This window comes from Burkholderia ubonensis, from assembly GCF_902833085.1.
Lineage (GTDB): Bacteria > Pseudomonadota > Gammaproteobacteria > Burkholderiales > Burkholderiaceae > Burkholderia > Burkholderia ubonensis.
Genome location: NZ_CADFEB010000007.1, coordinates 438572 through 462294, shown reverse-complemented (window position 1 = coordinate 462294; position 23723 = coordinate 438572). Strand labels below are relative to the sequence as shown.

Below are 23723 nucleotides of genomic sequence, written 5' to 3'. Positions count from 1 at the left end.
AGTTACTTGAATGAAATTTCGCGTCGATCGATCACAGCACCTACCCGGCCAAGCCGCCCCTCCCCACCTCCCCCGTCCACCGCAGATAATCCCCCCGCGTCCAGTCGAGCGACACTCCGACGCGTTTCGTCCCCGGCCGGATCTTCGGCTTGTGGACGGAAAGCGTCAGCGTCTCCAGCGCCGGCCATTCGCGAAACGACAGCACCGCGATCTCGGCGACCAGCGTCTCGAGCAGACGCGTATGCGGCTTGTGCGCGAGAAACGCCGCCACCCGCGCGCAATACCCGTCGTAATCGATCCACTCCCCGGCCTCGCTCGGCTCGCAGCGATACCCGAGCTGCGCATCGATCACGATCGGCTGCGGCGCGTCATGCTCGTGCGCATGGATGCCGATCCGCGCCGGCACCTTCAGTTCGTCGACGAACACGCTCCAGCCGCGCCCTCGCAGGCGCGACGCGTCGATCGACACGAACGGTTCGTCGACCGGCTTCATGATGCGAGCGGTGCGGCCGCGTCGAACATGATGCGGACGAAATAGTCGGCGAAGCTGCGGCGCACGACGATCTCGTACGTGTCGTCACCGGTCGGCACCAGCACGATCGACGCCTTGAAGTAATGCGACTGCGCACACTGCCCCGCCTTGAACAGGCGCGGATGCAGGTCGAGCGGACAGCCGCGCGCCAGCACGTCGCGCACGCGCTCGCCGCTGACCTCGACGACCGTATAGCCGCTGCCGACATCGACCGCCGCCGCATACGCGCCCTGCACGGCCTCGGCCAGCGCCGCCTCGAGCACGCCCGCCTGCACGGGCCCGTTCGAGCGCACGAGCCATTCGTCGGGGCCGAGCCACAGCACGTCGTACTCGGCGCCGCGCGCAACCGTGTTCGGCGCGGCGGGCGGCCGGCAGCCGACCACGCGCTCGAACGCGGCGACGAACGCCGGGTCGCTCAGCTCGCCGCGCACGTTGACGAGGTCGAGGAACGGCCGCTCGCGCAGCGTGAACTTCTTCGATGCGCGCGCCTGCTGCGCCTTCAGCAGGTCGGCCGCGCCGACGAACGGCGATTCGAGCTGCACGCCGCCCGCGCCCGCCACCTGCGTCTGGTTTCTGGTTTCATTCCACATTCTGGCGCACCCCTTCGGTATCGTAGAAAACCGGGCTCGAGATCTTCGCGGTGATGCGCTTGCCGTTGGCCAGCGGTATCACGACGCTCTCGCCCATCTTGTTCAGGCCGCCCTTCACCACCGCAAGCGCGATCGAGCGCTTGAGGATCGGGCTGTAGTAGCTCGACGTCACGTGGCCGATCATCGGCGTCGGCTCGGTCGTCGACACCTGCGTGTCCTTCGCGATGATCTGCGCGCCTTCCGGCAGCACGAACTGCTCGTCGTCGGTCAGCAGGCCGACGAACTGCTTGCGGCCCTCCTTCGCGGTATCCGAGCGCGACAGCGAACGCTTGCCGAGGAAGTCCTTCGACTTCGCGACCACCCCGCCCATACCGAGGTCGAATGGCGTGATCGACCCGTCGGTGTCCTGACCGACGATGATGTAGCCCTTCTCCGCACGCAGCACGTGCATCGTCTCGGTGCCGTACGGCGTGATGTCGAACTCGGTGCCCGCGGCCATCAGCGCTTCCCACACCGCGCGGCCCGCGTTCGCCGGCACGTTCACTTCATAGGCCAGCTCGCCCGAGAAGCTGATCCGCATCACGCGCGCCTTCGCGCCGGCGACCGTGCCGTTGCGGTAGCTCATGAACGGGAACGCCTCGTTGCCGAAGTCGATGTCCTGGCACACCTTCTGCACGACCTTGCGGCTCTTCGGGCCGACCACCGCGAACGTCGCCCAGTGGTCGGTCACCGACGACAGCCGCACCTTCATGTCGGGCCACTCCGTCTGCAGCCAGCGCTCGAGCCACGTGAGCACGCGCGCCGCGCCGCCGGTCGTCGTCGTCATCATGAAATGCTGGTCGGCGAGGCGCACCGTCACGCCGTCGTCGAACACCATGCCGTTCTCGTCGAGCATCAGCCCGTAGCGGCACTTGCCCACTTCGAGCTTGTTCCACGGGTTCGTGTACATCCAGTTCAGCAGCTTCACCGCGTCCGGGCCCTGGATGTCGATCTTGCCGAGCGTCGACGCGTCGAGGATGCCGACGCTGTTGCGCACCGCGAGGCATTCGCGCTTCACCGCCGCGTGCAGGTCCTCGCCCTTCTTCGGGAAGTACCACGGCCGCTTCCAGTTGCCGACGTCCTCGAACAGCGCGCCGTGCTCGACGTGCCATTCGTGCACGCAGGTCTTGCGGATCGGGTCGAGGAAATCGCCGGTCTCGCGGCCCGCGAACGTGCCGAACGACACGGGCGTGTAGTTCGGGCGGAACGTCGTCGTGCCCGTCTCCGGAATCGACTTGCCGAGTGCCTGCGCGAGGATCGCCATCCCGTTGATGTTGCCGAGCTTGCCCTGGTCGGTGCCGAAGCCCATCGCCGTGTAGCGCTTCACGTGCTCGACCGACTCGAAGCCTTCGCGCGCGGCGAGCAGGATGTCGGCGGCCGCCACGTCGTTCTGGAAATCGACGAACTGCTTCGGCCCGCGCGCGGCGGCCTCGCGGCTGCCGACGAGCCACAACGGCTGCAGCACGCCTTCCGTGACTTCCGCGACCTTCGGCGCGGCCGGGCGCTGCGCGGCGGAGAAGCCGGCAGCCTTCGCCGCTTCCGCGCCCGCGTCGACCGCAAGCCGCAGCGCACGCGCGAGGCCGAATTCGCCCGCCGCCGCGCCGATGCTCGCCTCGGGCTGCACGGCCTTGCCCGGCAGGAAGCAGGCTTTCTCGTCGCTCCAGCACGCCTTGCCGCCCGATTGCGCGAACAGGTGCAGCACCGGGCTGAAGCCGCCCGACATCGCGACGAGGTCGCACGGCAGCGTCTTCAGCTTGCCGCCCGTCTGGCCGTTCGTGTAGGACGCGACGTCGACCGACGATACGCGCCACTTGCCCGCTGCGGCCGTCACGACCGCGCCGCTCATCACCGTCACGCCCTGGCGCTTCGCCGCCGCGGGCAGCGCGCCGTTGCTCGACGCGCGCGAATCGACGAGCGTCACCTTCGCGCCGCATGCCTTCAGGTCGAGCGCCGCCTGGTAGCCGCGGTCGTTGTTCGTGAACACGACCGCGTCGCGGCCCGGCAGCACGCCGAAGCGATGGATGTATGCGGACACCGCGCCCGCGAGCATCACGCCCGGCAGGTCGTTGTTGCCGAACACGATCGGCCGCTCGTGCGCGCCGGTCGCGAGGATCACGCGCTTCGCGCGGACCTTCCACAGCAGCTCGCGAGTGCCCTTGCGCATCGACACCGGCAGGTGATCGGTCAGGCGCTGCGTGACCGTCACGAGGTTGTGGTCCTGGTAGCCGAACGCGGTGCTGCGCGACAGGATCGTCACGTCGGGCAGCTTGCGCAGCTCGGCCTCGATCTTCTCGACCCACTGCAGCGCGGGCTTGCCGTCGATTTCCGCGCGGCACGACAGCAGGCTGCCGCCGAGCTCGCGCTGGTCGTCGACGAGGATCACGCGCGCGCCGGCCGTCGCCGCCGCATGCGCGGCCGCGAGGCCCGACGGGCCGCCGCCGACGACGAGCACGTCGCAGTGCGCATAGCACTTGTCGTAGCGATCGGCGTCGAGCACCTCGGGCGCCTTGCCGAGGCCGGCCGCTTCACGGATCTTCTCTTCGTACTTCGGCCACATGTTGCGCGGCCACATGAAGGTCTTGTAGTAGAACCCGGCGGGCATGAAGCGCGACAGCTTCTGGTTGATCGCGTACTTGTCGTGCTCGAGCGACGGTTCCGCGTTCACGCTGGTCGCGACGAGGCCCTGGTACAGCTCGATCTCGGTCGCGCGCGCATTCGGCACGGTGTACGGGCCGGACTCGAGCTGCACGACGGCATTCGGTTCCGCGACGTCCGCCGTCACGATCCCGCGCGGGCGGTGGTACTTGAAGCTGCGCGCGACGAAGTGCACGCCGTTCGCGAGCAGCGCGGACGCGAGCGTGTCGCCCTGGAAGCCCTGATAGGTGCGGCCGTTGAACGTGAAGGTCAGCGGAATCGCGCGATTGATGCGGCCACCGGTGCCGAGACGGTCTTTCTGGCTCATTTGCTGGTGCCCTCTTCCTTAGCGTTAGCGGCGGCTCCGCCGAATTTTTCGTAGCTCTTGATGTCGTAGGTCACCGTGTCGCGCGTGACCTTGAACCAGCGGCGGCAGCCTTGCGTGTGCAGCCATTGCTCCTTGTGCAGCCCGCGCTTGTTCTCGCGCATGAACACGTATTCGCCCCATTCGCGGTCGGTCATGTTCTCGTTCGCGACCGGGCGCACGATGTCGGCTTCACCGCCGCACGAGAACTCGGATTCGGCGCGCGGCCCGCACCACGGACATTCGATCAGCAACATGTTTCTTTCTCCTCTGTCAGTGGATGACGGTCAGTGCGCGACGGCGGCAGCGCCGTGCTCGTCGATCAGGTGGCCGGTGTAGAAGCGGTCGAGCGCGAACGGCGCGTTCAGCGGGTGCGGTTCGTCGCGCGCGATCGTGTGCGCGAACACCCAGCCCGAGCCGGGCGTCGCCTTGAAGCCGCCCGTGCCCCAGCCGCAGTTGAAGTACAGGCCCTTCACGTCGGTCTTGCTGATGATCGGGCACGCATCCGGCGACACGTCGACGATGCCGCCCCACTGGCGGTTCATCCGCACGCGCGAGAACACCGGGAACATCTCGACGATCGCCTGCAGCGTGCCTTCGATGATGTGGAAGCTGCCGCGCTGGCCGAAGCCCGTGTACTGGTCGATGCCCGCGCCGATCACGAGGTCGCCCTTGTCGGACTGGCTGATGTACGCGTGCACCGCGTTCGACATGATCACCGAGTTGACGACCGGCTTGATCGGCTCGGACACGAGCGCCTGCAGCGGGTGGCTTTCGATCGGCAGACGCACGCCGGCCATGTCGGCGAGCGTCGTCGTGTTGCCGGCCGCGACCACCGCGACCTTCTTCGCCTTGATGAAGCCCTTCACCGTGTCGACGCCGACCACCGCGCCGCCTTCACGGCGGATGCCCGTCACCTGGCAGTTCTGGATGATGTCGACGCCCGCGCGGTCCGCGCCGCGCGCGAAACCCCAGGCCACCGCATCGTGGCGCGCGACGCCCGCGCGCCGCTGGATCGACGCGCCGAGCACCGGGTAGCGGCTGTTCAGGTTGATCGTCGGCTCGATTTCCTTGACCTGCGCGGGCGTCAGGAACTCCGCGTCGACGCCGTTCAGCCGGTTCGCATTGACGCGGCGCTCGGTGTCGCGCACGTCCTGCAGCGTGTGCGCGAGGTTCATCACGCCGCGCTGGCTGAACATCACGTTGTAGTTCAGGTCCTGCGACAGCCCTTCCCACAGCTTCATCGCCTTTTCATACAGCGCGGCCGACTCGTCCCACAGGTAGTTCGAGCGCACGATCGTCGTGTTGCGCGCGGTGTTGCCGCCGCCGATCCAGCCCTTCTCGAGAATCGCGACGTTGGTGATGCCGTGCTCCTTCGCGAGGTAGTACGCGGTCGCGAGGCCGTGGCCGCCGCCGCCGACGATCACGACGTCGTATTCCTTCTTCGGTTCCGGGCTCTTCCACTGCTTTTCCCAGTTCTCGTGATACGAGAGGCCGTTGCGGAACAGGCTGAATATCGAGTAGCGGCTCATGATGATTGACCCTTCGTTAGCATTCGATGACGTTCACGGCCAGACCGCCGCGTGACGTTTCCTTGTATTTCGTCTTCATGTCGGCGCCCGTCTCGCGCATCGTCTTGATGACCGAGTCGAGCGACACGTAGTGCTGGCCGTTGCCCTTCAGCGCCATGCGCGACGCGTTCAGCGCCTTGATCGCGCCCATCGCGTTGCGCTCGATGCACGGAATCTGCACGAGCCCGCCGACCGGATCGCAGGTCATCCCGAGGTTGTGCTCCATGCCGATCTCGGCGGCGTTCTCGACCTGGTCGGGCGTGCCGCCCATCACCGCGGCGAGCGCGGCCGCGGCCATCGAGCACGCGACGCCGACCTCGCCCTGGCAGCCGACTTCCGCGCCGGAGATCGACGCGGTTTCCTTGTAGATGATCCCGATCGCCGCAGCCGTGAGCAGGAATTCGACGATGCCGGTCTCGTTCGAGCCGGGCACGAACTTCACGTAGTAGTGCAGCACCGCCGGGATCACGCCGGCCGCGCCGTTGGTCGGCGCGGTGACGACGCGCCCGCCCGCCGCGTTCTCCTCGTTGACGGCCATCGCGTACAGGTTGACCCAGTCGAGCATCGACAGCGGGTCGCGCAGCGACTCTTCCGAACGCGCGCGCAGCCGCCCGTACAGCTCGGCCGCGCGGCGCTTCACGCGCATCGGGCCCGGCAGCTCGCCCTCGACCTTGCAGCCGCGCTCGACGCATGCGGCCATCGTGCGCCAGATCGCGAGCAGGCCCGCGCGCACTTCGTCGGCGGAACGCAGCGCGCATTCGTTGCGCAGCATCAGCTCGGCGATCGACAATCCGTGCTCGCGGCACTGGCGCATCAGGTCGTCGCCGGTGCGGAACGGATACGGCACCTCGGCCGCCGCGCGCACGCCGTTCACGCGGTCGCCGTCGCGGTTCACGACGAAGCCGCCGCCGATCGAGTAATACTCTTTCTCGACGAGCAGCTGGCCGTGCTCGTCGAACGCCTGGAAGCGCATCCCGTTCGGATGCACGATGCTCGTGCCGCTCATCAGCTTCCGGTAGAAGCCGATGTGCTCCTTCTCTTCGAAGCGGACCGCCTGCCTGCCGAGCAACGAAAGCGACTTGCCGGCGCGGATCTCCGCGAGGCGCGGCTCGATCAGGTCCGGGTCGATCGAATCGGGCAGATGGCCTTCGAGGCCGAGCAGCACCGCCTTGTCGGTGCCGTGCCCCTTGCCGGTCGCGCCGAGCGAGCCGTACAGCTCGACCCGCACGCGCCGTACGAAGCCGAGCAGGTTGGCGTCCTCGATATGCGATGCGAAGCGGCAAGCGGCGATCATCGGGCCGACCGTATGCGAGCTGGACGGGCCGATGCCGATCTTGAACAGGTCGAAGACGCTGACGTTCATCTGGCTTCCTCTGGATGGACACACGTGAAGTGACGTTGGACGCCAGTACACCAAAGCGTAAAATCGGCCGATAGAACAAAAACGGCATCGGCGTGGGACGCCGCCGCCAAGCGCCGCGCCGCCTGGCCCGAATGTGCGTTTTGACGATGGTTCCCGACGGAAAAACGCAAGTCCGCGCGCCATCGATCGGCGACGCTGGGACATCCGTGCCGCCCGTGCCGCCCGTGCCGCCCCTGTATAGAGTGAGACCCGCCCGCCCCCGCGAGCCGTGACGAGATTTGCCGCGATGACACCCGACGTACCTGCTTCCCCCCTCGCCGAACCTGCGCCGAAACGCATCCGCTTCGGCATCGTGCTGCTGCCGAACTTCACGCTGACCGCGTTCTCCGGTTTCGTCGACATGCTGCGGCTGTCCGCCGACGACGGCGATTACAGCAAGCCGGTGCGCTGCGCATGGAGCGTGATCGGGGAAACCCTCGCGCCGGTGCGCGCAAGCTGCGGGATCCAGGTCACGCCGTGGGAGACCTTCGACGATGCGGAGCCGTTCGACTACGTGGTCGTCGTCGGCGGCCTGCTGCATTCGGGGCCGCAGGCCGGGCCGGAAACGCTCGGCTTCATCCGCCGCGCGGCCGCCGACGGCGCGACCGTCGTCGGCATCTGCACCGGCGTGTTCACGCTGATGCGCGCGGGCGTGCTCGACGGGCATCGCACCTGCGTGAGCTGGTTCCACTACTGGGATTTCATCGAGCGCTTCCCGGCCGCCGACCCCGACCTGCTGATCGCCGACCGGCTGTTCGTGATCGACCGGCGGCGCATCACCTGCTCGGGCGGGCGCGCGTCGATCGACGTCGCCGCCGCGATCCTGCTGCGCCATTTCGACCATGCGACCGTGCAGAAGGCGCTGCGCATCCTGCTGGTCGGCGAGATGCAGAAAGGCAACGCGCCGCAGCCGCATCCGCCGGGTCTCGAGCCGGCGACGCACCCGAAGGTCAAGCGCGCGATTCTGCTGATGGAACAGCACGTCGGGCGCGCGCTGCCGCTCGAGGAGCTCGCGTGCAAGCTCGACCTGTCGGCGCGGCAGCTCGAACGGCTGTTCAAGGCGGAAACCGGCAAGAGCCCGCAGGCGTTCGCGAAGCAGGTGCGGCTGCGCACGGCCGCGTGGCTGCTGACGAGTTCGGACCGGACGGTCGCCGACATCGCGTCGAGCTGCGGGTTCGCCGACGCGTCGCATCTCGGGCGGGAGTTCCGCAAGCAGTTCGGGGTGCCGCCGGCCGCTTATCGGGAGCGCGGCGGGGAGGCGGCGGCCGTGCCGGACGTGGTCGAGGAAGAGGTGGACTGATCGGCGAGCGCCGGCCACCCGCAATCCGGCGCGCCCTCGCCCCGCATACGCGCTCGTCGTTGCGGCCCGCGCGCCGTGCCCGGCTTTCCTGCGCGACTTGCCGGGCCGCTGATTAAGCCAGCGTTTACCGGGGAAGCCCCGAGTGCCGCACGACGCGCGTCCGCGTTACGCTTGCACGGCGAGGAGACGAACCATGAGAAGAGCTTTGCATATCGCCGTTGTCGCGCTGCTGGCGTATCTCGTCGCCGATCGCGCGCTGCTGCATGCCCGCGGGCTCGACGCCAGCCCGCTTGCGTGCAGGCAAGGCGCGGAGCGGGTGAAGCATGACGCGCTCGGCCGGGGCTTCGACGATGCCGCGGCCAGCAGTCAGGGCGAGGCATTCATGTCGGGCTGCCTGGTGACCGGGAGGGGGAGCCGGGACATGACGATTTCGAGCAATTGAAGCAGGTCTTCCGCACGCTACGCCACGCCCCCAATCCCCCCGACGAACCCCGCGAGCGCGATCACCAGCAGCAAACCCGCCGACGATGCGGTGATCCAGCGCTGCTTTCGATGAATCAGCGGATGGTTGATCGCGGCCATGTAGCCCGCGAGGATCGTGAAATCGACAGCGATCCACAGCGCAGCCAGGATTGCCAGACTCGCGCGTGAATCCGGCGTGATGCCGACGAATTGCGGAAAGAACGCGACAAAAAACAGCAGGTCCTTCGGATTCGAGATCCCGACGAGAAAGCCGCGCACCACGCCCGGCACACGCCGCGATTTGGGCGCCGGTTCGGGTTCGCCATCGCTGCCGCCGCGCACGCGGCGGGCGCGCCATTCGCCATGCAGCGTGCGGATCGCCAGGACGGCGATGAACACGCAGCCCAGCACGTGCAGCCACTTGATCAGGCGCTCGCTGACGAGCACCACGCCGAACACCATCAGCATCGCCAGCGCGATCAGGACGAGGCTTGCGGCATTCGCGCCCATCGCGGTCAGGACGCCCTGACGGAAGCCACGCCGGGCAACCGTGCCGACCACGAGCATGACGACGGGTCCGGGCGTCGCGATGAGCAGCACGATCGCGGCAAGATAGGCCGACAGCAGCGGGTAATGGATTGCCATGAATAAAAGTTGTTGGTTGGTCGGACTCGCCCGCCGCCCGGCGCGACCTCATGCCGGCTCAACGCCCGTGGCTGCGGGATGCGTGTAGTATTGCGCGTCAGGACCGCCGCTGAAAAACGGAAAATCCTGCCTGGATACATGAGTTTTATTCACATTGAACTCGATGAAGGCAAAACCGCTTCCCCCTGTTTACGCATTGCGCGCGTTCGAGAGTGCGGCGCGCACCGGCTCGTTTACGCTTGCCGCCGAGGAACTGAGCCTCACGCAAAGTGCGGTGAGCAAGCACGTCAGGACGCTCGAGGCGTACTTCGGCCGGAAACTGTTCGTCCGGCAGGGGCCCAAGATGAGCGTGACGGCGGAAGGACGCATCTTCGCGTCGGGCCTCAGGCGCGGTTTCCGGCAAATCGAGGAAGCGTGCACGCTCTTCCAGACGCAACGCGACGTGCTGCGGCTCAAGGCGCCGTCCACGCTCACCATGCGCTGGCTGCTCGATGCGCTCGCCGCGTTTCGCAAGACTCAGCCCGGCTTCGAGGTGCAGATCACGAGCGTCTGGATGGATGTCGATACCGTCGACTTTTTCAGCGAACCCTACGATTGCGCGATCCTGCTCGGCGCCGGCAAGTTCGGCGAAGACACGCACTGCGTGAAGCTGTTCGATGAATGGCTGATCCCGATCTGCTCGCACGCGCTCGCGCCGGCGGCCCGTGCGAATCTTGCCGCGTGCGATCTGATCCATCCGTCACCCGACCGTCGCGACTGGCGCCGCTGGCTCAACGGAAACGGACACGCGTTCGATGTGGACATCACGCGCGGCGGACAGGTCTTCGACATGCTCGAACAGGGCATCGCGGCGGCCGTCGCCGGTCACGGGATATCGATCGGCGATCTGGCGCTCTGCGCCGGCGCGATCGATGAGGGGCAGCTCGCGCTGCCGTTCAAGACGGCGGTCAACGCCGGCGACGCGTACTACCTCGTCGCGCCGGAAGACTCCGGCAAGGCGGCGCAGGTTCGCGAACTTCATGCCTTCCTGGAAAGCCGAATGCCGCGACTGACCTATCCGGACATTCGCTTCGCGGGTGTGCGCTGAGCTTGCTCAAACCAAAATTCGGATACCTGATCAGCAAGCGACAACGACCGATCAACCGGGGTCGCATCCGCATGCCCGAAGTGGACAAAAAGGTGTGAAGTTTTTCTTCCCGACGTGTTAGTTTGGGTGGCCTCTCTCCGTCGTCTCAATGGCGGCACGCAGCTTGCCCGGGCATTTGGCCCACACTGACAGGAGATTTGCCATGACGATTCAGAAGATCACGCCTTTTCTCTGGTACGCCACGGAAGCCGAAGAGGCCGCCGCCTTCTATGCACGCATCTTTCCGGACTCGCACGTGAATCGGGTCACGTCGGTGCCGGGCGCCGGTTCCACCAAGGTCGTCGAGTTCGTTCTGTTCGGGCAGCCGTTCGTCGCGATGAGCCATGAGCGCACCGAGCCGTTCAACCACGCGATCTCGCTGATGGTCAATTGTCGCGACCAGGCGGAGCTCGACGGCTACTGGAGCGCGCTGCTCGAGGGCGGCACGGCCGACGGCTGCGGCTGGCTGAGAGACCGCTTCGGCGTGTCGTGGCAGATCGTTCCGGACGATCTGATCGCGATGATGGCCGACCCCGACCCGGTCAAGGCCGCGCGCGTGGCCGGCGCGATGATGCAAATGACGAAGTTCGACGTCGCCGCGCTGCAAGCGGCCTATGCGGGAACGACGGCTTGACGAAAGGCCCCGCGCCTCGTGCGCGCCGCCGGGCGTCGATCAGGCTACGCCCGCCTACTTCGCCCGCGCGTCGGTCACGATGAACTCCTCGGCCGCCTTGCGCTGAATTGCGGCCATCATCGCCAGATCGTGCTTGCTGCCCGACTCGCTGGAGACGACGCCGGTTGCCTGTTTCGCCTTCGCGCCCGGCGGGTAGAACACGAACGACGCGCCGGCCGAGGCGTCCGGCTGCGCACGCAGGCGCTTGTTGAGAATCTTCAGGTACTTTTTCTTCGACACTTGCTTTGCAGCCATGACACCCTCCTCCATGGATACGATCAGGGCAGCATACCAGCTTTGATCGCCGTCCCGGCGCGCCCGATCGCGGCCGCGCGAAGTGCATCAAACACGCGCTTCGCTGGTCGCGGTTTCGTCCGGACTGTAGACGCTCAATCCCTCGATCGGGTCCATCGGCGTCTCCCACGGGCGCGCCGCAATCGCGCGCATCGCGGCATCGTAGCCGGCCCGCCGGCGGGCGGCGATGCCGGCCGGCGTGAAATCGATGTCCTTGAACTGGTTGTCCCCGTCGAGCCGCGGCGCGGCGAGCTTGATCACGCGCATCGTGGTCTGGCATCCCCACGCGGCCAGCGCCCGGACTTCGGGCGTCGCGCGCTCGGCTTCCGGCACGTGCCGGACCAGTTCGCGAATCACGTGGCGCAGGCGGTGGATCTGCTGCTGACGCTTGATCTGGCTGTCGGTGCGGCTCGCGTACTGGATGTCCTTCTGCCGTTCCGATACCTGCCAGATGCTCTCCGGCTCGGGGCCGACCGGATTCCACATCTGCACCGAGAAGATGATCGAGCTCCGGCGCGGCGCATCGTCCAGCACCACTTCGACCGGGGTATTGGAATAGACGCCGCCGTCCCAGTACGGCTGGCCGTCGATCCGCACCGCGGGGAACGCCGGCGGCAGCGCGCCCGAGCTCATGATGTGCTCGACGGTCAGCGGGTTGTGGGGGTCGCGCGAGTCGAAATAGCGCATCTCGCCCGTGCATGCGTTCACGGCGCCGACGGTCAGGCGCGGCCGGCCCGCGTTCAGCAGGTCGGGCTCGATCAGCGAGACGAGCGTGTCGCGCAGCGGCGCGATCCTGTAATAGGACGCGCGATCGACGCCCAGGCGGGCCATCGGCCCGAGCCACGACGCGGGATTCGGCTCGAAGAACCCCGTGATGCCGCCGCCGATGATCATCATCTCGGCAAACAGCCTGTCCCAGCCCGGCAGCGCGCCGGGGCCGGCGAGCTCGGTTCGCTCGGTCACGCGGCGCCAGAACTCCGCGAGGCGCCGATAGCGATGCTCGGGCGGATTCCCGACGATCAACGCCGCATTGATCGCGCCGATCGAGGTGCCGATGACCCAGTCCGGCTCGATGCCGGATTCGCTCATCGCCTGGAACACGCCGAGCTGGTACGCGCCCAACGCGCCGCCGCCCTGCAGGACGAGCACGACCTGCCCCGGCAATTCCATTCGTTCTGGCTGGCTCACAAACATGGCTTGCCCCGCTGGTGGTAGCAATGGCCGGACCCGGTCCGGTTGCTTCAGTGTAGGCGATCGGCCCGGTGTCACGGCGGCTTGCCGAGGGGTACGGCGGGTCAAATCCCGCTGACGTCACGCCGCGTTGATCGAGGGTTATTCCGGATGCTCCCGTTCTTTGAAATTTGTATGATGACCACATCACCTTACAAACATGAGCGCCATGTTCGAGAAAATTCCCGCCCGCGCGATGAGCGACCACGTCGCGCAGCAGCTTCTGAAGCAGATCGAGGCCGGCAGTTTCGCGGCCACCGGCAAGCTGCCGACCGAGGCCGTGCTCGCGCACGAATTCGGCGTGAGCCGCACCGTGATCCGCGAGGCGATCTCGCGCCTGAAGAACGAAGGCGTCGTCGAGCCGCGCCAGGGCAGCGGCGTGTACGTGAACCAGCACGGCGCGATCCGGCCGCTGCGCATCGACTACGCGGAAGCGGTCGAGGCGAGCTCGCTGCCGCACCTGCTCGCGGTGCGCCGCGCGATCGAGGCGGAAGTCGCCGCCGAAGCCGCACTGCATCACACCGCCGACGACATGGCCGACATCGACGACTCGCTGCGCAAGATCGATGACGCGGTGGCCGAAGGGCGCGACGGCGTCGCCGAGGACGTCGCGTTCCACCGCACGATCGCGGCCGTCACCGGCAACCCGTATTTCCTGAAGACGCTGCAGTTCCTGAACCAGTATCTCGAAGCGGGCGTAAAGGTCACGCGCGGCAACGAGGCGACGCGCGAGGATTTCTCGCGGCAGGTTCGCGAAGAACACGCGGCGATCGCCGACGCGATCCGCGCGCGCGACCCGAGCGCGGCGCGCAACGCCGCACGCACGCACATGTACAACGCGGCCCGCCGCTTAGGGCCTGTTCCCGCTAATAACGGGCTTGCGCTGGCCGCCAGAAGGGCCGAGCGCGAGGATTGCGACGCAGCGAATACTCGACGTATTCGCAAGGAGCATGACGCGGCGATCGGCCCTTCTGGCGGCCAGCCCCACGAATGAATTTTTCCAAACAGGGGAACGCGCGTTGCCGGCCGTATTGCGGCGTCGGTCGTCGCTTGTTTGGCTCGGCCAAACGGCGCTCCTCCTCCTTGCACTACGACCGGCAACGCACGTTCGCAAGCCCGTTATTAGCGGGAACAGGCCCTAACTGAAGCCGGCATCTGCTGAACGCGGCGGCGCGCCGCCCTTTTCTCACGAATCGATCAAGGTTGACCATGTCACGAAATGTTGGAGTCATCGGTCTCGGCGCGATGGGCCTGGGCGTCGCCCGCTCGCTGCTGCGCGCCGGGTTTCGCGTGCACGCATGCGACGTGCGCGAGCCGGTGCTGAACGCGTTCGCGGCCGAAGGCGGCATCGCGTGCGCGACGCCCGCCGAGCTCGGCGCACTGTGCGACGTCGTCGTTACGCTCGTCGTCAATGCAGAGCAGTCCGAAACGGTTCTGTTCGGCGAGCACGGCGCGGTCGCGCGGATGAAGCCGGGCGGCGTCGTGATCGCGAGCGCGACCGTCGCGCCCGAGTTCGCGATCGCGCTCGGCCGGCGCATCGAGGCGGCCGGGCTGCAGATGCTCGACGCGCCGGTGTCCGGCGGCGCCGCGCGCGCGGCGTCCGGCGAGATGACGATGATGACGTCCGGCCCCGCTGCCGCCTACGCCGCGTGCGAGGACGTGCTGGCTGCGATCGCAGGCAAGGTCTATCGCCTCGGCAGCGCGCACGGCGTCGGCTCGAAAGTGAAGATCATCAACCAGCTGCTCGCGGGCGTGCACATCGCGGCGGCCGCCGAAGCGATGGCGCTCGGCCTGCGCGAAGGCGTCGACGCCGACGCGCTCTACGACGTGATCACGCACAGCGCCGGCAACTCGTGGATGTTCGAGAACCGCGTGCCGCACATCCTGAACGGCGACTACACGCCGCTGTCCGCGGTCGACATCTTCGTGAAGGATCTCGGCCTCGTGCTCGACACCGCGCGCCGCAGCAAATTCCCGCTGCCGCTGTCGGCTGCCGCGCACCAGATGTTCATGAGCGCGTCGAGCGCCGGCCACGGCGGCGAGGACGATTCCGCCGTGATCAAGACCTTCCCCGGCATCACGCTGCCGCCGTCCCGTTGATCCGCGCGAGGCCACGACCATGAACGCATCCGCTTCCCGCCCCCTGCTCGGCTGCATCGCCGACGATTTCACCGGCGCGACCGATCTCGCGAACATGCTCGTCAAGAGCGGCATGCGCACCGTGCAGACGATCGGCGTGCCCGCCGATGGCGCCACGCTCGACGCCGACGCGATCGTCGTTGCGCTGAAGTCGCGCACGATTCCCGCGGCCGACGCCGTCGCGCAATCGCTCGCCGCGCTCGAATGGCTGCGCGCGCAGGGCTGCCGCCAGTTCTTCTTCAAGTACTGCTCGACGTTCGACTCGACCGACGCGGGCAACATCGGCCCGGTCGCCGACGCGCTGCTCGACGCGGCGGGCGGCGGCTTCGCGATCGCGTGCCCGGCGTTCCCGGAGAACGGCCGCACGATCTTCCGTGGTCACCTGTTCGTCGGCGACGTGCTGCTGAACGATTCGGGCATGGAGAACCATCCGCTCACGCCGATGCGGGACGCGAACCTCGTGCGCGTGCTGCAGCGGCAGACGCCGTCGAAAGTCGGCCTGATCCGCTACGACGCGGTCGGCCTCGGCGCCGCCGCCGTGCGCGCGACGATCGCGCAGCTGCGCGCGGAAGGCGCGCGCTTCGCGATCGCCGACGCGCTGTCCGATCACGACCTGTACGTGCTCGGCGAAGCGTGCGCGGACCTGCCGCTCGTCACCGGCGGCTCGGGCGTTGCGCTCGGCCTGCCGGCCAATTTCCGCACGGCGGGCCTGCTGCCCGAGCGCGACAACGCGGCATCGCTGCCGCGCATCGACGGGTTCTCTGCCGTGCTCGCCGGCAGCGCGTCGAAGGCAACCAATGCGCAGGTCGCCGAATGGCGCGCGCAGCGCCCGAGCTTGCGCATCGATCCGCTCGCGGCGGCGCGCGGCGAGCCGGTGGTCGAGCAGGCGCTCGCGTTCGCGCGCTCGCACCTGCCCGAACCGGTGCTGATCTACGCGACCGCGACGCCCGACGAAGTGAAGGCCGTCCAGCAGGCGCTCGGCGTCGAAGCGGCCGGCCATCTCGTCGAAAGCACGCTCGCCGCGATCGCGCGGGGCCTGCGCGCGCTCGGCGTGCGCAAGTTCGTCGTCGCGGGCGGCGAGACCTCCGGCGCGGTCGTGCAGGCGCTCGACGTGAAATCGCTGCAGATCGGCGCGCAGATCGATCCGGGCGTGCCCGCAACGGCGACGATCGACGCGCAGCCGCTCGGCCTCGCGCTGAAGTCGGGCAATTTCGGCGCGGTCGATTTCTTCGACAAGGCGCTGCGCCAACTGGACGGAGCCGGCCGATGAGCATCGAGGCAACACTGCGCGAGGAAATCTGCGTGGTCGGCGCGAGCCTGTATGCGCGCGGCCATGCGGTCGGCAGCGCGGGCAACATCAGCGCGCGGCTCGACGACGGCTGGCTCATCACGCCGACCGACGCGTGCCTCGGCCGGCTCGACCCGAACGACATCGCGAAGGTCGGCCTCGACGGCCGGCCGGTGTCGGGCGGCAAGCCGTCGAAGACGCTGACGCTGCATCGCAACATCTATGCGCGCAACGCGGAAGCGAACGGCATCGTCCATACGCATTCGACGCATCTCGTCGCGCTGACGCTCGCGGGCGTGTGGCGCGACACCGACGTGCTGCCGCCGATCACGCCGTACTACGTGATGAAGGTCGGCCACATCCCGCTGATCCGCTACCGCCGCCCCGGCGACCCGGAGGTCGCGGCCGAAGTCGCCGCGCTCGCCGACCGCGTGCGCGGCGTGCTGCTCGACCGGCTCGGCCCGGTGATGTGGGGCGCATCGGTGTCGCAGGCGTCGTACGCGCTCGAGGAGCTCGAGGAAACGGCGCGCCTGTGGCTGATGACCGAGCCGAAACCCGAGCCGCTGTCCGAAGCGGCGCTCGACGAGCTCAGGCAAGCGTTCGGCGCGCGCTGGTAACTCGCCATTTCTGCCCGCCGTGTGCGCGGGCCTTTGTTCCGTCAGCAAGCACACACCAACGACCGGCGTCGTACGCGCCGCCGGCACCCCCCATCATTGGATTGGAGACGACGATGACAGCTCTCGACGCGGCCGCAGGCCGTTCGCCCGCCACGGCCGCCGGTTCGGCCGAACTGGACCTCACCTACAAGAAAGTTTTCTGGCGCATCGTGCCGTTCCTGATGCTGTGCTACGTGGTCGCGTATCTCGACCGCGTGAACGTCGGCTTCGCGAAGCTGCAGATGTCGCAGGATCTCGCGTTCAGCGAGACCGTGTTCGGGCTCGGCGCCGGGATCTTCTTCATCGGCTACTTCCTGTTCGAACTGCCGAGCAACCTGCTGATGCACCGGATCGGCGCGCGCATCTGGATCGCGCGGATCATGATCACGTGGGGCATCCTGTCCGCGCTGTTCGCGTTCGTGAAGACGCCCACGCAGTTCTACGTGCTGCGCTTCCTGCTCGGCCTCGCGGAAGCGGGCTTCTACCCGGGCGTCATCCTGTACCTCACGTACTGGTTCCCGTCGCACCGCCGCGCGAAGATCATCGCGGTGTTCATGTCCGCGATTCCGGTGTCCGGGATCTTCGGCAACCCGCTGTCGGGCTGGATCATGGAGCGCTTCCACGGCGGCTCGGGCTTCCACGGCTGGCAATGGATGTTCATGATCGAGGCCGTGCCGGCGCTCCTGATCGGCATCGCGACGGTGCTCTATCTCGACAACAACATCCGCGGCGCGAAATGGCTGAGCGACCGCGAGAAACAGTTGCTCGAGGACGAGATCGCCGCGCAGCCGCAGGAGCAACAGCAGCACGGCCATTCGCTGAAGGCCGTGTTCGCGGACCCGCGCATGTGGTGGATGTCGCTGATCTACTTCGCGTTCGTCACCGGCCAGTACGGGCTGACGTTCTGGATGCCGACGCTCGTCAAGTCGACCGGCATCACCGACACGCTGCAGATCGGCCTGCTGTCCGCAATTCCGTTCCTGTTCGCGATCGTCGCGATGAACCTGTTCGGCCACAGCGCGGACAAGCGCCGCGAGCGCCGCTGGCACCTGATCGTACCGGCGTTGATGGGCGCGGCCGGCTTTGCGGTCGCCGCGTCTTACTCGCACAATACCGCCGTGTCGATCGTGTTCCTGTCGATCGCGGCGGGCGGCGTGCTGACCTGCGCGCCCCTCTTCTGGTCGCTGCCGACCGCGTTCCTCGCGGGCAGCGCGGCCGCGGCCGGCATCGCGATCATCAACTCGGTCGGCAACCTCGCCGGCTTCGCGAGCCCGTATGTGATCGGCTACCTGAAGGACGCCACGCACAGCACGTCGTCCGGCATGTACGTGCTGTCGGCGATGCTCGTGATCGGCGCGATCGCCGTCTGGCTCACGCCGGCCAAACTGGTCAACCGCTGATCGACGCCGGGGCGCCGCACGGCTGCCCCCTTTTTTCTCACTGACAGGATCTGCTGCCATGCCACGCTTCGCCGCCAACCTCTCGATGATGTACAACGAATACGCGTTCCTCGAGCGCTTCGCCGCCGCCGCTCACGACGGCTTCAAGGCGGTCGAGTACCTGTTCCCGTACGACTTCGCCGCCGAGGACATCCGCGAACGCCTCGACCAGCACGGCCTCACGCAGGCGCTGTTCAACGCGCCGCCCGGCGACTGGGCCGCCGGCGAGCGCGGGATCGCGTCGCTGCCGGGCCGCGAGGACGAGTTCCGGCGCGGCATCGACACCGCGCTCGACTACGCGCGCGTGCTCGGCAACACGAAGCTGCACGTGATGGCCGGGCTGATTGCGCCGGGCCAGGACCGCGCGCGCCATCGTGCGACCTATGTCGCGAACCTCGCGCATGCCGCGCAGGCCGCCTTCGCGCACGGCATCACGATCCTCGTCGAACCGATCAACCAGCGCGACATGCCCGGCTACTTCATCAGCAGGCAGGACGATGCGCATGCGATCTGCGCGGAAGTCCGCGCGCCGAACCTGAAGGTGCAGTTCGACTGCTACCACTGCCAGATCGTCGAAGGCGATCTCGCGATGAAGCTCAAGCGCGATTTCGCGGGCATCGGCCACATCCAGATCGCGGGCGTGCCGGAGCGTCACGAGCCGGATCTCGGCGAGCTGAACTATCCGTACCTGTTCGACCTGATCGATGCGCTCGGCTACGACGGCTGGATCGGCTGCGAATACCGCCCGAAGGCCGGCACGTCCGCTGGCCTCGGCTGGCTGAAGCCTTACCTGTGATTCCCGCATTTCCACGAGGGCAACGAACATGAAAGTACTGATCACCGGCGGCGCCGGGTTTCTCGGCCAGCGTCTCGCGCGCAAGCTGCTCGAACGCGGCGAGCTGACCGGCGCGGACGGCCGGCTTCAGCCCATCACCGAGCTGGTGCTGCTCGACGTCGTCAAGGGCGGTGATTTCGGCGATCCGCGCGTGACGTCGATCGTCGGCGACATCGCCGAGCGCGCGGTGCTCGAAAGCGCGATCGACACGCAGACGGGCGCGATCTTCCATCTCGCGGCGATCGTCAGCGGTCAGGCCGAAGCCGATTTCGATCTCGGGATGCGGATCAACCTCGACGCGTCGCGCATGCTGCTCGAAGTGTGCCGCGCGCGTGGGCATCGTCCGCGTGTCGTGTTCACGAGTTCCGTCGCGGTGTACGGCGGCGCGCTGCCGGACGTCGTGCAGGACGACACCGCGCTGAACCCGCAATCGTCGTATGGCGCGGAGAAGGCGATCGCCGAGCTGCTGCTGGGCGACTATGCGCGGCGCGGCTTCGTCGACGGCCGCGTGCTGCGACTGCCGACGATCAGCGTGCGGCCGGGCCGGCCGAACGCGGCCGCGTCGTCGTTCGCGAGCGGCATCATCCGCGAGCCGCTGAACGGCGAGGAAAGCGTGTGCCCGGTGCCTGGTTCGACGCGCCTGTGGCTGCTGTCGCCGCGCGGCGCGATCGACGCGCTCGTCGCGGGGTGCGAGCTCGACGGCGCAAAGCTCGGCAACAAGCGCGTGATCAACCTGCCGGGGATTTCGGTGACGGTCGACGAGATGATCGCCGCGTTGCGCGAGGTCGCGGGGGACGAGGTCGTGAAGCTGATTCGTCGCGAGCCGGATGAGCGTGTCGAGAAGATCGTCGGGAGCTGGCCGGGGCGGTGGGATACGTCGCGTGCGGAAGCGCTCGGGTTGAAGGGGGATGCGTCGTTTGTCGATGTGATTCGCAGTTATCTCGAGGATGAGCGGCGCTGATTCGGTGGTCGCACTGCGTGAACGAACCCCCGCATGCCGGACGGATGCGGGGGTTCTTTTTTGGGTCGTTGCGCGTTTGAGGGACACATCCATCATTTTGTGGGCGGGAGCGCAACACCGATCGTCCGAGTTCGGCCATAAGAGGTCAGCCACCGACTCTGTCGCGCTGACACTCAGATGACCGGTATGCGCTCTGTAGCCGACGTTCAGGAATCGCATGGATCGTGCTCGTATTGCCTAATGACCCGTGCCAGAATACCCCATATGTGGTCATATTCATCTCACTCATTCTATTTTTTCAAGACGTTCTATGACAAGCCGCCCTCGCCACTACGAACCCGGTCTACCCATCACCACAGATGCATCTCATCGCTATCTAATTAGCGTCGATCTTCTAGGGCCTGGTGATTTGAAGACCGCATCGGCAATAGCTCAATGCGCGGCGAATGAAGCAGCTCGGACCGGTGCGACGGATTATTCCCGGTACGTAAAAATCCATAACAAGCCGATGTTTGACGCGCTCTTGAAAAATCTTGCAGAGCAGGCTAGCGAAAGCAATAATCCTCTGATAGCCTTCGACGCCCATGGATGCCCTGACCGCGGGTTGTTGATTGCGCCAACGAATATGTATGTGCCTTGGTTGGAGCTTCAGGCCGCATTAAGGCGTATCAATGAGAAAACTAGAAATGGAACCGGAGTAGTAATTTCCAGCTGTCACGGAATGACCGTATGCGACGGAATTCAAATTACCCAACCAGCTCCGTTTCAATTCTGCATTGCGCCGAAATATGAGATAAAGGCCTGCGTCGTGGAAACGCAAATGCAGCTATTCCTTCAGACGATGCTCAAGACGCACTCCATGGATCTTGCCATACAGCATTTACACCCCCACTACGATTTCTTCCACTCACATCTGCACTTCTATAGTCACTTTATTGGATATCTGCGTAGACATACGCTGGGATCAGGGCGCAAAAAATTTTCGGAGGAACTCACGACAAAAATCCTTCTTACTCAGCCTGGTGATAACAAGAATGTTAAGGCGGCACGACGCATTGCACGGACTTCAATAAAAAGCAGTCGGGCGCACTTCGTTCGTCTGTCTAGCACCTTCCTCCACGGCAGGAACAGCCTGTCGTTCGAGCAGCTCGACGAATACGCGAGAAAGTGGCCTGTAACGTCGTGACAATGTAATCGTATGGCCTTACTCCCTCGTCACACTGATCTGCTTGATCGTCCTCGGCAGCCATGGTAGCTCTTGGCTTCAGAAACGCTATCGATAAGTGAAGACTTTGGATGTTGTCCCTGAATACGACTCGCATTGACGACATCCTCATGATTGCAGTTTATGTGACTTGCATCAGACCGCCAATCGTTGCTCACGACGCTTCCCGGGGAAATCCGGCAGCCAGTTCCGCCGATTGCGACAAGTGACGGTCGGCCATCTTCGGCCGTTGGCCGGCACCTCAAAAATGGCGCCCCGGACATTTCGTCCATCGTGGCAACCGCTGAGGTCAATGGCTTTCCATCGAGGGCCAACCACACCGAACGACTGCTGGCGAGGGAGGTCGGAGTCGAGTCGCCTCGACCGGAAACGCCATTCTGCAATGACGACTCTTATTGCTTTGGAACTCCGCGTCGCGTTCGTGGGTAGTCGCGTAGGCGGTTCGTTCACACACCAATGGCCCACACCTGACCAGCTCCCCACGGGGCAGCAGCGGCCCTCTTGTCGTTACCTGCCGAACCTTGCGCGGAGCATCTTGCGCTATGATTCTCAATTCCATTCAAGGGGTGTGGATCTGCAGATGACAACAAAATCGTCTCAGACCTACTAGAATAATTTTGAGACCATAACGGGACGACTATGAGCAGAAGGTTGATAGCTTTGGTGATTGGCAACGGCGCCTACCAACACGCGACTAAATTGACTAACACTATAAACGACGCGAGCGATGTCACGACGAAATTACGGGCGAGCGGTTTCACCGTAGACAAAGTGACTGATTGTACGTATCCCGAGATGGATCGCGCTCTGAAGCGTTTCAAAATGGCATTGAAGGATCACGACGTAGGACTTTTCTTCTTTGCAGGTCACGGGCTGCAAATTGACGGTGAAAATTTTCTGACAGCAATTGACACCGATTCAAGCGGGGAGGATGAGGCAAAATACTCCTCCCTGCCGTTGAACCGCGTCATTGACGTGATGGAGAAGGCCGACGTCCAGACAAGTATTATCATACTCGACGCTTGCCGCAACAACCCGTTCGAACGCGCCTGGACGCGATCCACTATCCCGCGCGGTCTGGCTCCTGTTTATGCCCCCCGAGGAACTCTGATCGCATATGCCACTTCGCCAGGCCAAACGGCTTCCGACGGAGTCGGCCGCAATGGAGCATACACGGCCGCCCTCCTTCAGCATATATCTACGCCTGATTGTTCTATAGAAAGTATGTTCAAGCGGGTGCGTAATACTCTCAGTGCGACTTCGGGTGGAAAGCAGATATCGTGGGAACACACTTCATTGGCGGGAGAATTCTTCTTCAACCTTAGTATAAGCAAGCGCCTTACCGAATATGCGCCGGAGGCGCTCCGTGATAAATTGTTCGTCTTGGACGAGGCGAAGGCTTCTCACCGTGTTATCCGAGGTCTAAAGAGTCTCACTTGGGGGACGCAGAATTCCGCCATCGTCGATTTCACGAAGGAAAAAGCGTCAAAGGCTTCGGTCAACTCCCTGTTTGTTTTTGGGCGCAACGTCTATCAGGCTGCTTGCGGTGGTTCGCATGGTGCACAGTCGTACATTGGCGATTTCACGACTCGCACGGCTGGCTTAGACGACGAAAAGCGGAGAGCGATTCTTGATGGCATGCTATTCGAGGTCTTCTTCGATCCACTCGCTAGGCTACGCTTGAGCTTCAAGCTTGGCACTTTTCAGTCGCTTTTCGAGCTACAACAGTTGAAAGAGCTGGCACCGAGTTTTGAATTCATCGCCAAGTGCTTGTTGGCAGATGTCGGTCGGTTTCACGCACTTCCGGGGAAAAATCACCCTATCGTGGTCGACGTGGTAAACAAGCCAAGCCTTGCCCCCGGCGAGTATATTGTGGAGGCCGTCGTCTTTGGAGGTACTAACATCCTCTGGCTCGAGGATCAAGATTATGCGCCGGAGCCAGGTGAGGAGCCGATGAGGCGCAAGATGTCAGTGTCATCGTTCGAGGAAACACTTGCCGAGCAGATGGTGGTGCCAAATCACCTGTTCAGCGTCAAGTACACGAATACCCCTACGGCTACGGCGGGCCGTCACCCGAAGATGTTGTTCCCGTATGGTTGGACTACCCGCAAGAGGACTACATCGTAACCGACCAAGACTCGAATCACATACGGTTTTGAACCTCTTACGTCAGTCGACTGTGAACCCTCGTTGATCCAAAGATACTCTATGAGCATTGCGTACACTTCGGGTACTCTCGTTTGCTAAAAGGCGAACGCTGTCGATGGCAGTACAGAACCGCGCTTCATCGGCGGCGCAATGTCGAGTAACTCGCTCAA

21 protein-coding genes and 1 pseudogene are annotated in these 23723 nt (G+C 65.4%); 13 read left to right on the top strand and 9 right to left on the bottom strand.

Going from position 1 to position 23723, the window contains the following annotated elements:
• Positions 1–40: 40 nt before the first annotated feature.
• Genes HWX31_RS21925 through HWX31_RS21900 form a run of 6 tightly spaced genes read right to left on the bottom strand, consistent with a single transcriptional unit; the run spans position 41 to position 7093 of the window.
• Complete coding sequence (locus HWX31_RS21925; protein ID WP_059609817.1) at positions 41–493, bottom strand: dihydroneopterin aldolase; 453 nt, start codon at positions 491–493, stop codon at positions 41–43.
• Positions 490–1122 (bottom strand): sarcosine oxidase subunit gamma, encoded by a 633-nt coding sequence (locus tag HWX31_RS21920; protein WP_174964529.1) that lies wholly within the window; start codon positions 1120–1122, stop codon positions 490–492. The genes HWX31_RS21925 and HWX31_RS21920 overlap by 4 nt, the downstream gene beginning before the upstream one ends.
• Positions 1112–4123 carry a sarcosine oxidase subunit alpha family protein gene (locus HWX31_RS21915; protein ID WP_174964528.1) on the bottom strand — a complete coding sequence of 1004 codons (3012 nt, stop codon included), beginning with the start codon at positions 4121–4123 and terminating at the stop codon, positions 1112–1114. The genes HWX31_RS21920 and HWX31_RS21915 overlap by 11 nt, the downstream gene beginning before the upstream one ends.
• Entirely contained in the window at positions 4120–4416 is a 297-nt protein-coding gene (locus HWX31_RS21910) for a sarcosine oxidase subunit delta (protein WP_059609820.1), read from the bottom strand. The genes HWX31_RS21915 and HWX31_RS21910 overlap by 4 nt, the downstream gene beginning before the upstream one ends.
• Positions 4417–4446: 30 nt before the next feature.
• A complete protein-coding gene (locus HWX31_RS21905; RefSeq protein WP_059609821.1) occupies positions 4447–5691 on the bottom strand; it encodes a sarcosine oxidase subunit beta family protein in 1245 nt (414 codons plus the stop codon).
• A gap of 16 nt (positions 5692–5707) precedes the next feature.
• Positions 5708–7093, bottom strand: a complete 1386-nt coding sequence (locus tag HWX31_RS21900; protein ID WP_174964527.1) for an L-serine ammonia-lyase — start codon at positions 7091–7093, stop codon at positions 5708–5710.
• A 286-nt stretch (positions 7094–7379) separates the two neighbouring features.
• Here HWX31_RS21900 and HWX31_RS21895 point away from each other — a divergent pair, with 286 nt between their 5' ends.
• Both HWX31_RS21895 and HWX31_RS21890 read left to right on the top strand, forming a co-directional pair.
• On the top strand, positions 7380–8432 hold the full coding sequence (locus HWX31_RS21895) for a GlxA family transcriptional regulator (protein ID WP_059552911.1): 1053 nt from the start codon (positions 7380–7382) through the stop codon (positions 8430–8432).
• Between the two features lie 193 nt (positions 8433–8625).
• The gene (locus tag HWX31_RS21890; RefSeq protein ID WP_174964526.1) at positions 8626–8874 is read left to right on the top strand and encodes an adhesin; all 249 of its coding nucleotides are present in this window, start codon (positions 8626–8628) and stop codon (positions 8872–8874) included.
• 17 nt (positions 8875–8891) lie between these two features.
• Here HWX31_RS21890 and HWX31_RS21885 read toward each other — a convergent pair whose 3' ends face one another.
• Entirely contained in the window at positions 8892–9539 is a 648-nt protein-coding gene (locus HWX31_RS21885; protein WP_174964525.1) for a LysE family translocator, read from the bottom strand.
• Positions 9540–9702: 163 nt separating this feature from the next.
• Between HWX31_RS21885 and HWX31_RS21880 the strand changes: the two genes are divergently transcribed.
• Positions 9703–10626 (top strand): LysR substrate-binding domain-containing protein, encoded by a 924-nt coding sequence (locus tag HWX31_RS21880; RefSeq protein WP_174964524.1) that lies wholly within the window; start codon positions 9703–9705, stop codon positions 10624–10626.
• A 202-nt stretch (positions 10627–10828) separates the two neighbouring features.
• The gene (locus HWX31_RS21875; protein ID WP_174964523.1) at positions 10829–11299 is read left to right on the top strand and encodes a VOC family protein; all 471 of its coding nucleotides are present in this window, start codon (positions 10829–10831) and stop codon (positions 11297–11299) included.
• Between the two features lie 54 nt (positions 11300–11353).
• On the opposite strand, the gene HWX31_RS21870 is transcribed toward HWX31_RS21875, so the two are convergent.
• Positions 11354–11593, bottom strand: a complete 240-nt coding sequence (locus HWX31_RS21870) for a hypothetical protein (RefSeq protein ID WP_174964522.1) — start codon at positions 11591–11593, stop codon at positions 11354–11356.
• Positions 11594–11680: 87 nt separating this feature from the next.
• Complete coding sequence (locus HWX31_RS21865) at positions 11681–12826, bottom strand: patatin-like phospholipase family protein (RefSeq protein WP_174964521.1); 1146 nt, start codon at positions 12824–12826, stop codon at positions 11681–11683.
• Between the two features lie 205 nt (positions 12827–13031).
• Here HWX31_RS21865 and HWX31_RS21860 point away from each other — a divergent pair.
• From HWX31_RS21860 to HWX31_RS21820, 9 genes and pseudogenes are all read left to right on the top strand, one after another.
• Positions 13032–13715, top strand: a pseudogene (locus tag HWX31_RS21860) (FadR/GntR family transcriptional regulator); the annotation flags it as partial.
• Positions 13716–14071: 356 nt separating this feature from the next.
• On the top strand, positions 14072–14962 hold the full coding sequence (ltnD, locus tag HWX31_RS21855; RefSeq protein WP_174964520.1) for an L-threonate dehydrogenase: 891 nt from the start codon (positions 14072–14074) through the stop codon (positions 14960–14962).
• 19 nt (positions 14963–14981) lie between these two features.
• Complete coding sequence (gene otnK, locus HWX31_RS21850) at positions 14982–16271, top strand: 3-oxo-tetronate kinase (protein ID WP_174964519.1); 1290 nt, start codon at positions 14982–14984, stop codon at positions 16269–16271.
• On the top strand, positions 16268–16906 hold the full coding sequence (gene otnC / locus HWX31_RS21845; protein ID WP_174964518.1) for a 3-oxo-tetronate 4-phosphate decarboxylase: 639 nt from the start codon (positions 16268–16270) through the stop codon (positions 16904–16906). The genes otnK and otnC overlap by 4 nt, the downstream gene beginning before the upstream one ends.
• Positions 16907–17019: 113 nt before the next feature.
• Positions 17020–18345 carry an MFS transporter gene (locus tag HWX31_RS21840; protein ID WP_174964517.1) on the top strand — a complete coding sequence of 442 codons (1326 nt, stop codon included), beginning with the start codon at positions 17020–17022 and terminating at the stop codon, positions 18343–18345.
• Between the two features lie 58 nt (positions 18346–18403).
• Positions 18404–19180, top strand: a complete 777-nt coding sequence (gene otnI / locus HWX31_RS21835) for a 2-oxo-tetronate isomerase (RefSeq protein WP_059609832.1) — start codon at positions 18404–18406, stop codon at positions 19178–19180.
• Positions 19181–19208: 28 nt separating this feature from the next.
• Positions 19209–20180, top strand: a complete 972-nt coding sequence (denD, locus tag HWX31_RS21830) for a D-erythronate dehydrogenase (protein ID WP_174964516.1) — start codon at positions 19209–19211, stop codon at positions 20178–20180.
• Between the two features lie 310 nt (positions 20181–20490).
• Positions 20491–21366, top strand: coding sequence for a hypothetical protein (locus HWX31_RS21825; RefSeq protein WP_174964515.1), 876 nt, complete (start codon positions 20491–20493; stop codon positions 21364–21366).
• 678 nt (positions 21367–22044) lie between these two features.
• Positions 22045–23532, top strand: coding sequence for a caspase family protein (locus HWX31_RS21820; protein ID WP_174964514.1), 1488 nt, complete (start codon positions 22045–22047; stop codon positions 23530–23532).
• Positions 23533–23723 lie beyond the last annotated feature (191 nt).

Bases quoted from the DNA above. Each gene is read 5' to 3' on its own strand.
- HWX31_RS21925 (WP_059609817.1), bottom strand. From the start codon at position 493: ATGAAGCCGGTCGACGAACCGTTCGTGTCGATCGACGCGTCGCGCCTG.
- HWX31_RS21905 (WP_059609821.1), bottom strand. From the start codon at position 5,691: ATGAGCCGCTACTCGATATTCAGCCTGTTCCGCAACGGCCTCTCGTAT.
- HWX31_RS21895 (WP_059552911.1), top strand. From the start codon at position 7,380: ATGACACCCGACGTACCTGCTTCCCCCCTCGCCGAACCTGCGCCGAAA.
- ltnD (WP_174964520.1), top strand. From the start codon at position 14,072: ATGTCACGAAATGTTGGAGTCATCGGTCTCGGCGCGATGGGCCTGGGC.
- HWX31_RS21875 (WP_174964523.1), top strand. From the start codon at position 10,829: ATGACGATTCAGAAGATCACGCCTTTTCTCTGGTACGCCACGGAAGCC.
- HWX31_RS21910 (WP_059609820.1), bottom strand. From the start codon at position 4,416: ATGTTGCTGATCGAATGTCCGTGGTGCGGGCCGCGCGCCGAATCCGAG.
- HWX31_RS21885 (WP_174964525.1), bottom strand. From the start codon at position 9,539: ATGGCAATCCATTACCCGCTGCTGTCGGCCTATCTTGCCGCGATCGTG.
- HWX31_RS21920 (WP_174964529.1), bottom strand. From the start codon at position 1,122: ATGTGGAATGAAACCAGAAACCAGACGCAGGTGGCGGGCGCGGGCGGC.
- HWX31_RS21865 (WP_174964521.1), bottom strand. From the start codon at position 12,826: ATGTTTGTGAGCCAGCCAGAACGAATGGAATTGCCGGGGCAGGTCGTG.
- denD (WP_174964516.1), top strand. From the start codon at position 19,209: ATGAAAGTACTGATCACCGGCGGCGCCGGGTTTCTCGGCCAGCGTCTC.
- HWX31_RS21900 (WP_174964527.1), bottom strand. From the start codon at position 7,093: ATGAACGTCAGCGTCTTCGACCTGTTCAAGATCGGCATCGGCCCGTCC.
- HWX31_RS21820 (WP_174964514.1), top strand. From the start codon at position 22,045: ATGAGCAGAAGGTTGATAGCTTTGGTGATTGGCAACGGCGCCTACCAA.
- HWX31_RS21825 (WP_174964515.1), top strand. From the start codon at position 20,491: ATGACAAGCCGCCCTCGCCACTACGAACCCGGTCTACCCATCACCACA.
- HWX31_RS21890 (WP_174964526.1), top strand. From the start codon at position 8,626: ATGAGAAGAGCTTTGCATATCGCCGTTGTCGCGCTGCTGGCGTATCTC.
- otnK (WP_174964519.1), top strand. From the start codon at position 14,982: ATGAACGCATCCGCTTCCCGCCCCCTGCTCGGCTGCATCGCCGACGAT.
- otnI (WP_059609832.1), top strand. From the start codon at position 18,404: ATGCCACGCTTCGCCGCCAACCTCTCGATGATGTACAACGAATACGCG.
- otnC (WP_174964518.1), top strand. From the start codon at position 16,268: ATGAGCATCGAGGCAACACTGCGCGAGGAAATCTGCGTGGTCGGCGCG.
- HWX31_RS21870 (WP_174964522.1), bottom strand. From the start codon at position 11,593: ATGGCTGCAAAGCAAGTGTCGAAGAAAAAGTACCTGAAGATTCTCAAC.
- HWX31_RS21840 (WP_174964517.1), top strand. From the start codon at position 17,020: ATGACAGCTCTCGACGCGGCCGCAGGCCGTTCGCCCGCCACGGCCGCC.
- HWX31_RS21880 (WP_174964524.1), top strand. From the start codon at position 9,703: ATGAAGGCAAAACCGCTTCCCCCTGTTTACGCATTGCGCGCGTTCGAG.
- HWX31_RS21915 (WP_174964528.1), bottom strand. From the start codon at position 4,123: ATGAGCCAGAAAGACCGTCTCGGCACCGGTGGCCGCATCAATCGCGCG.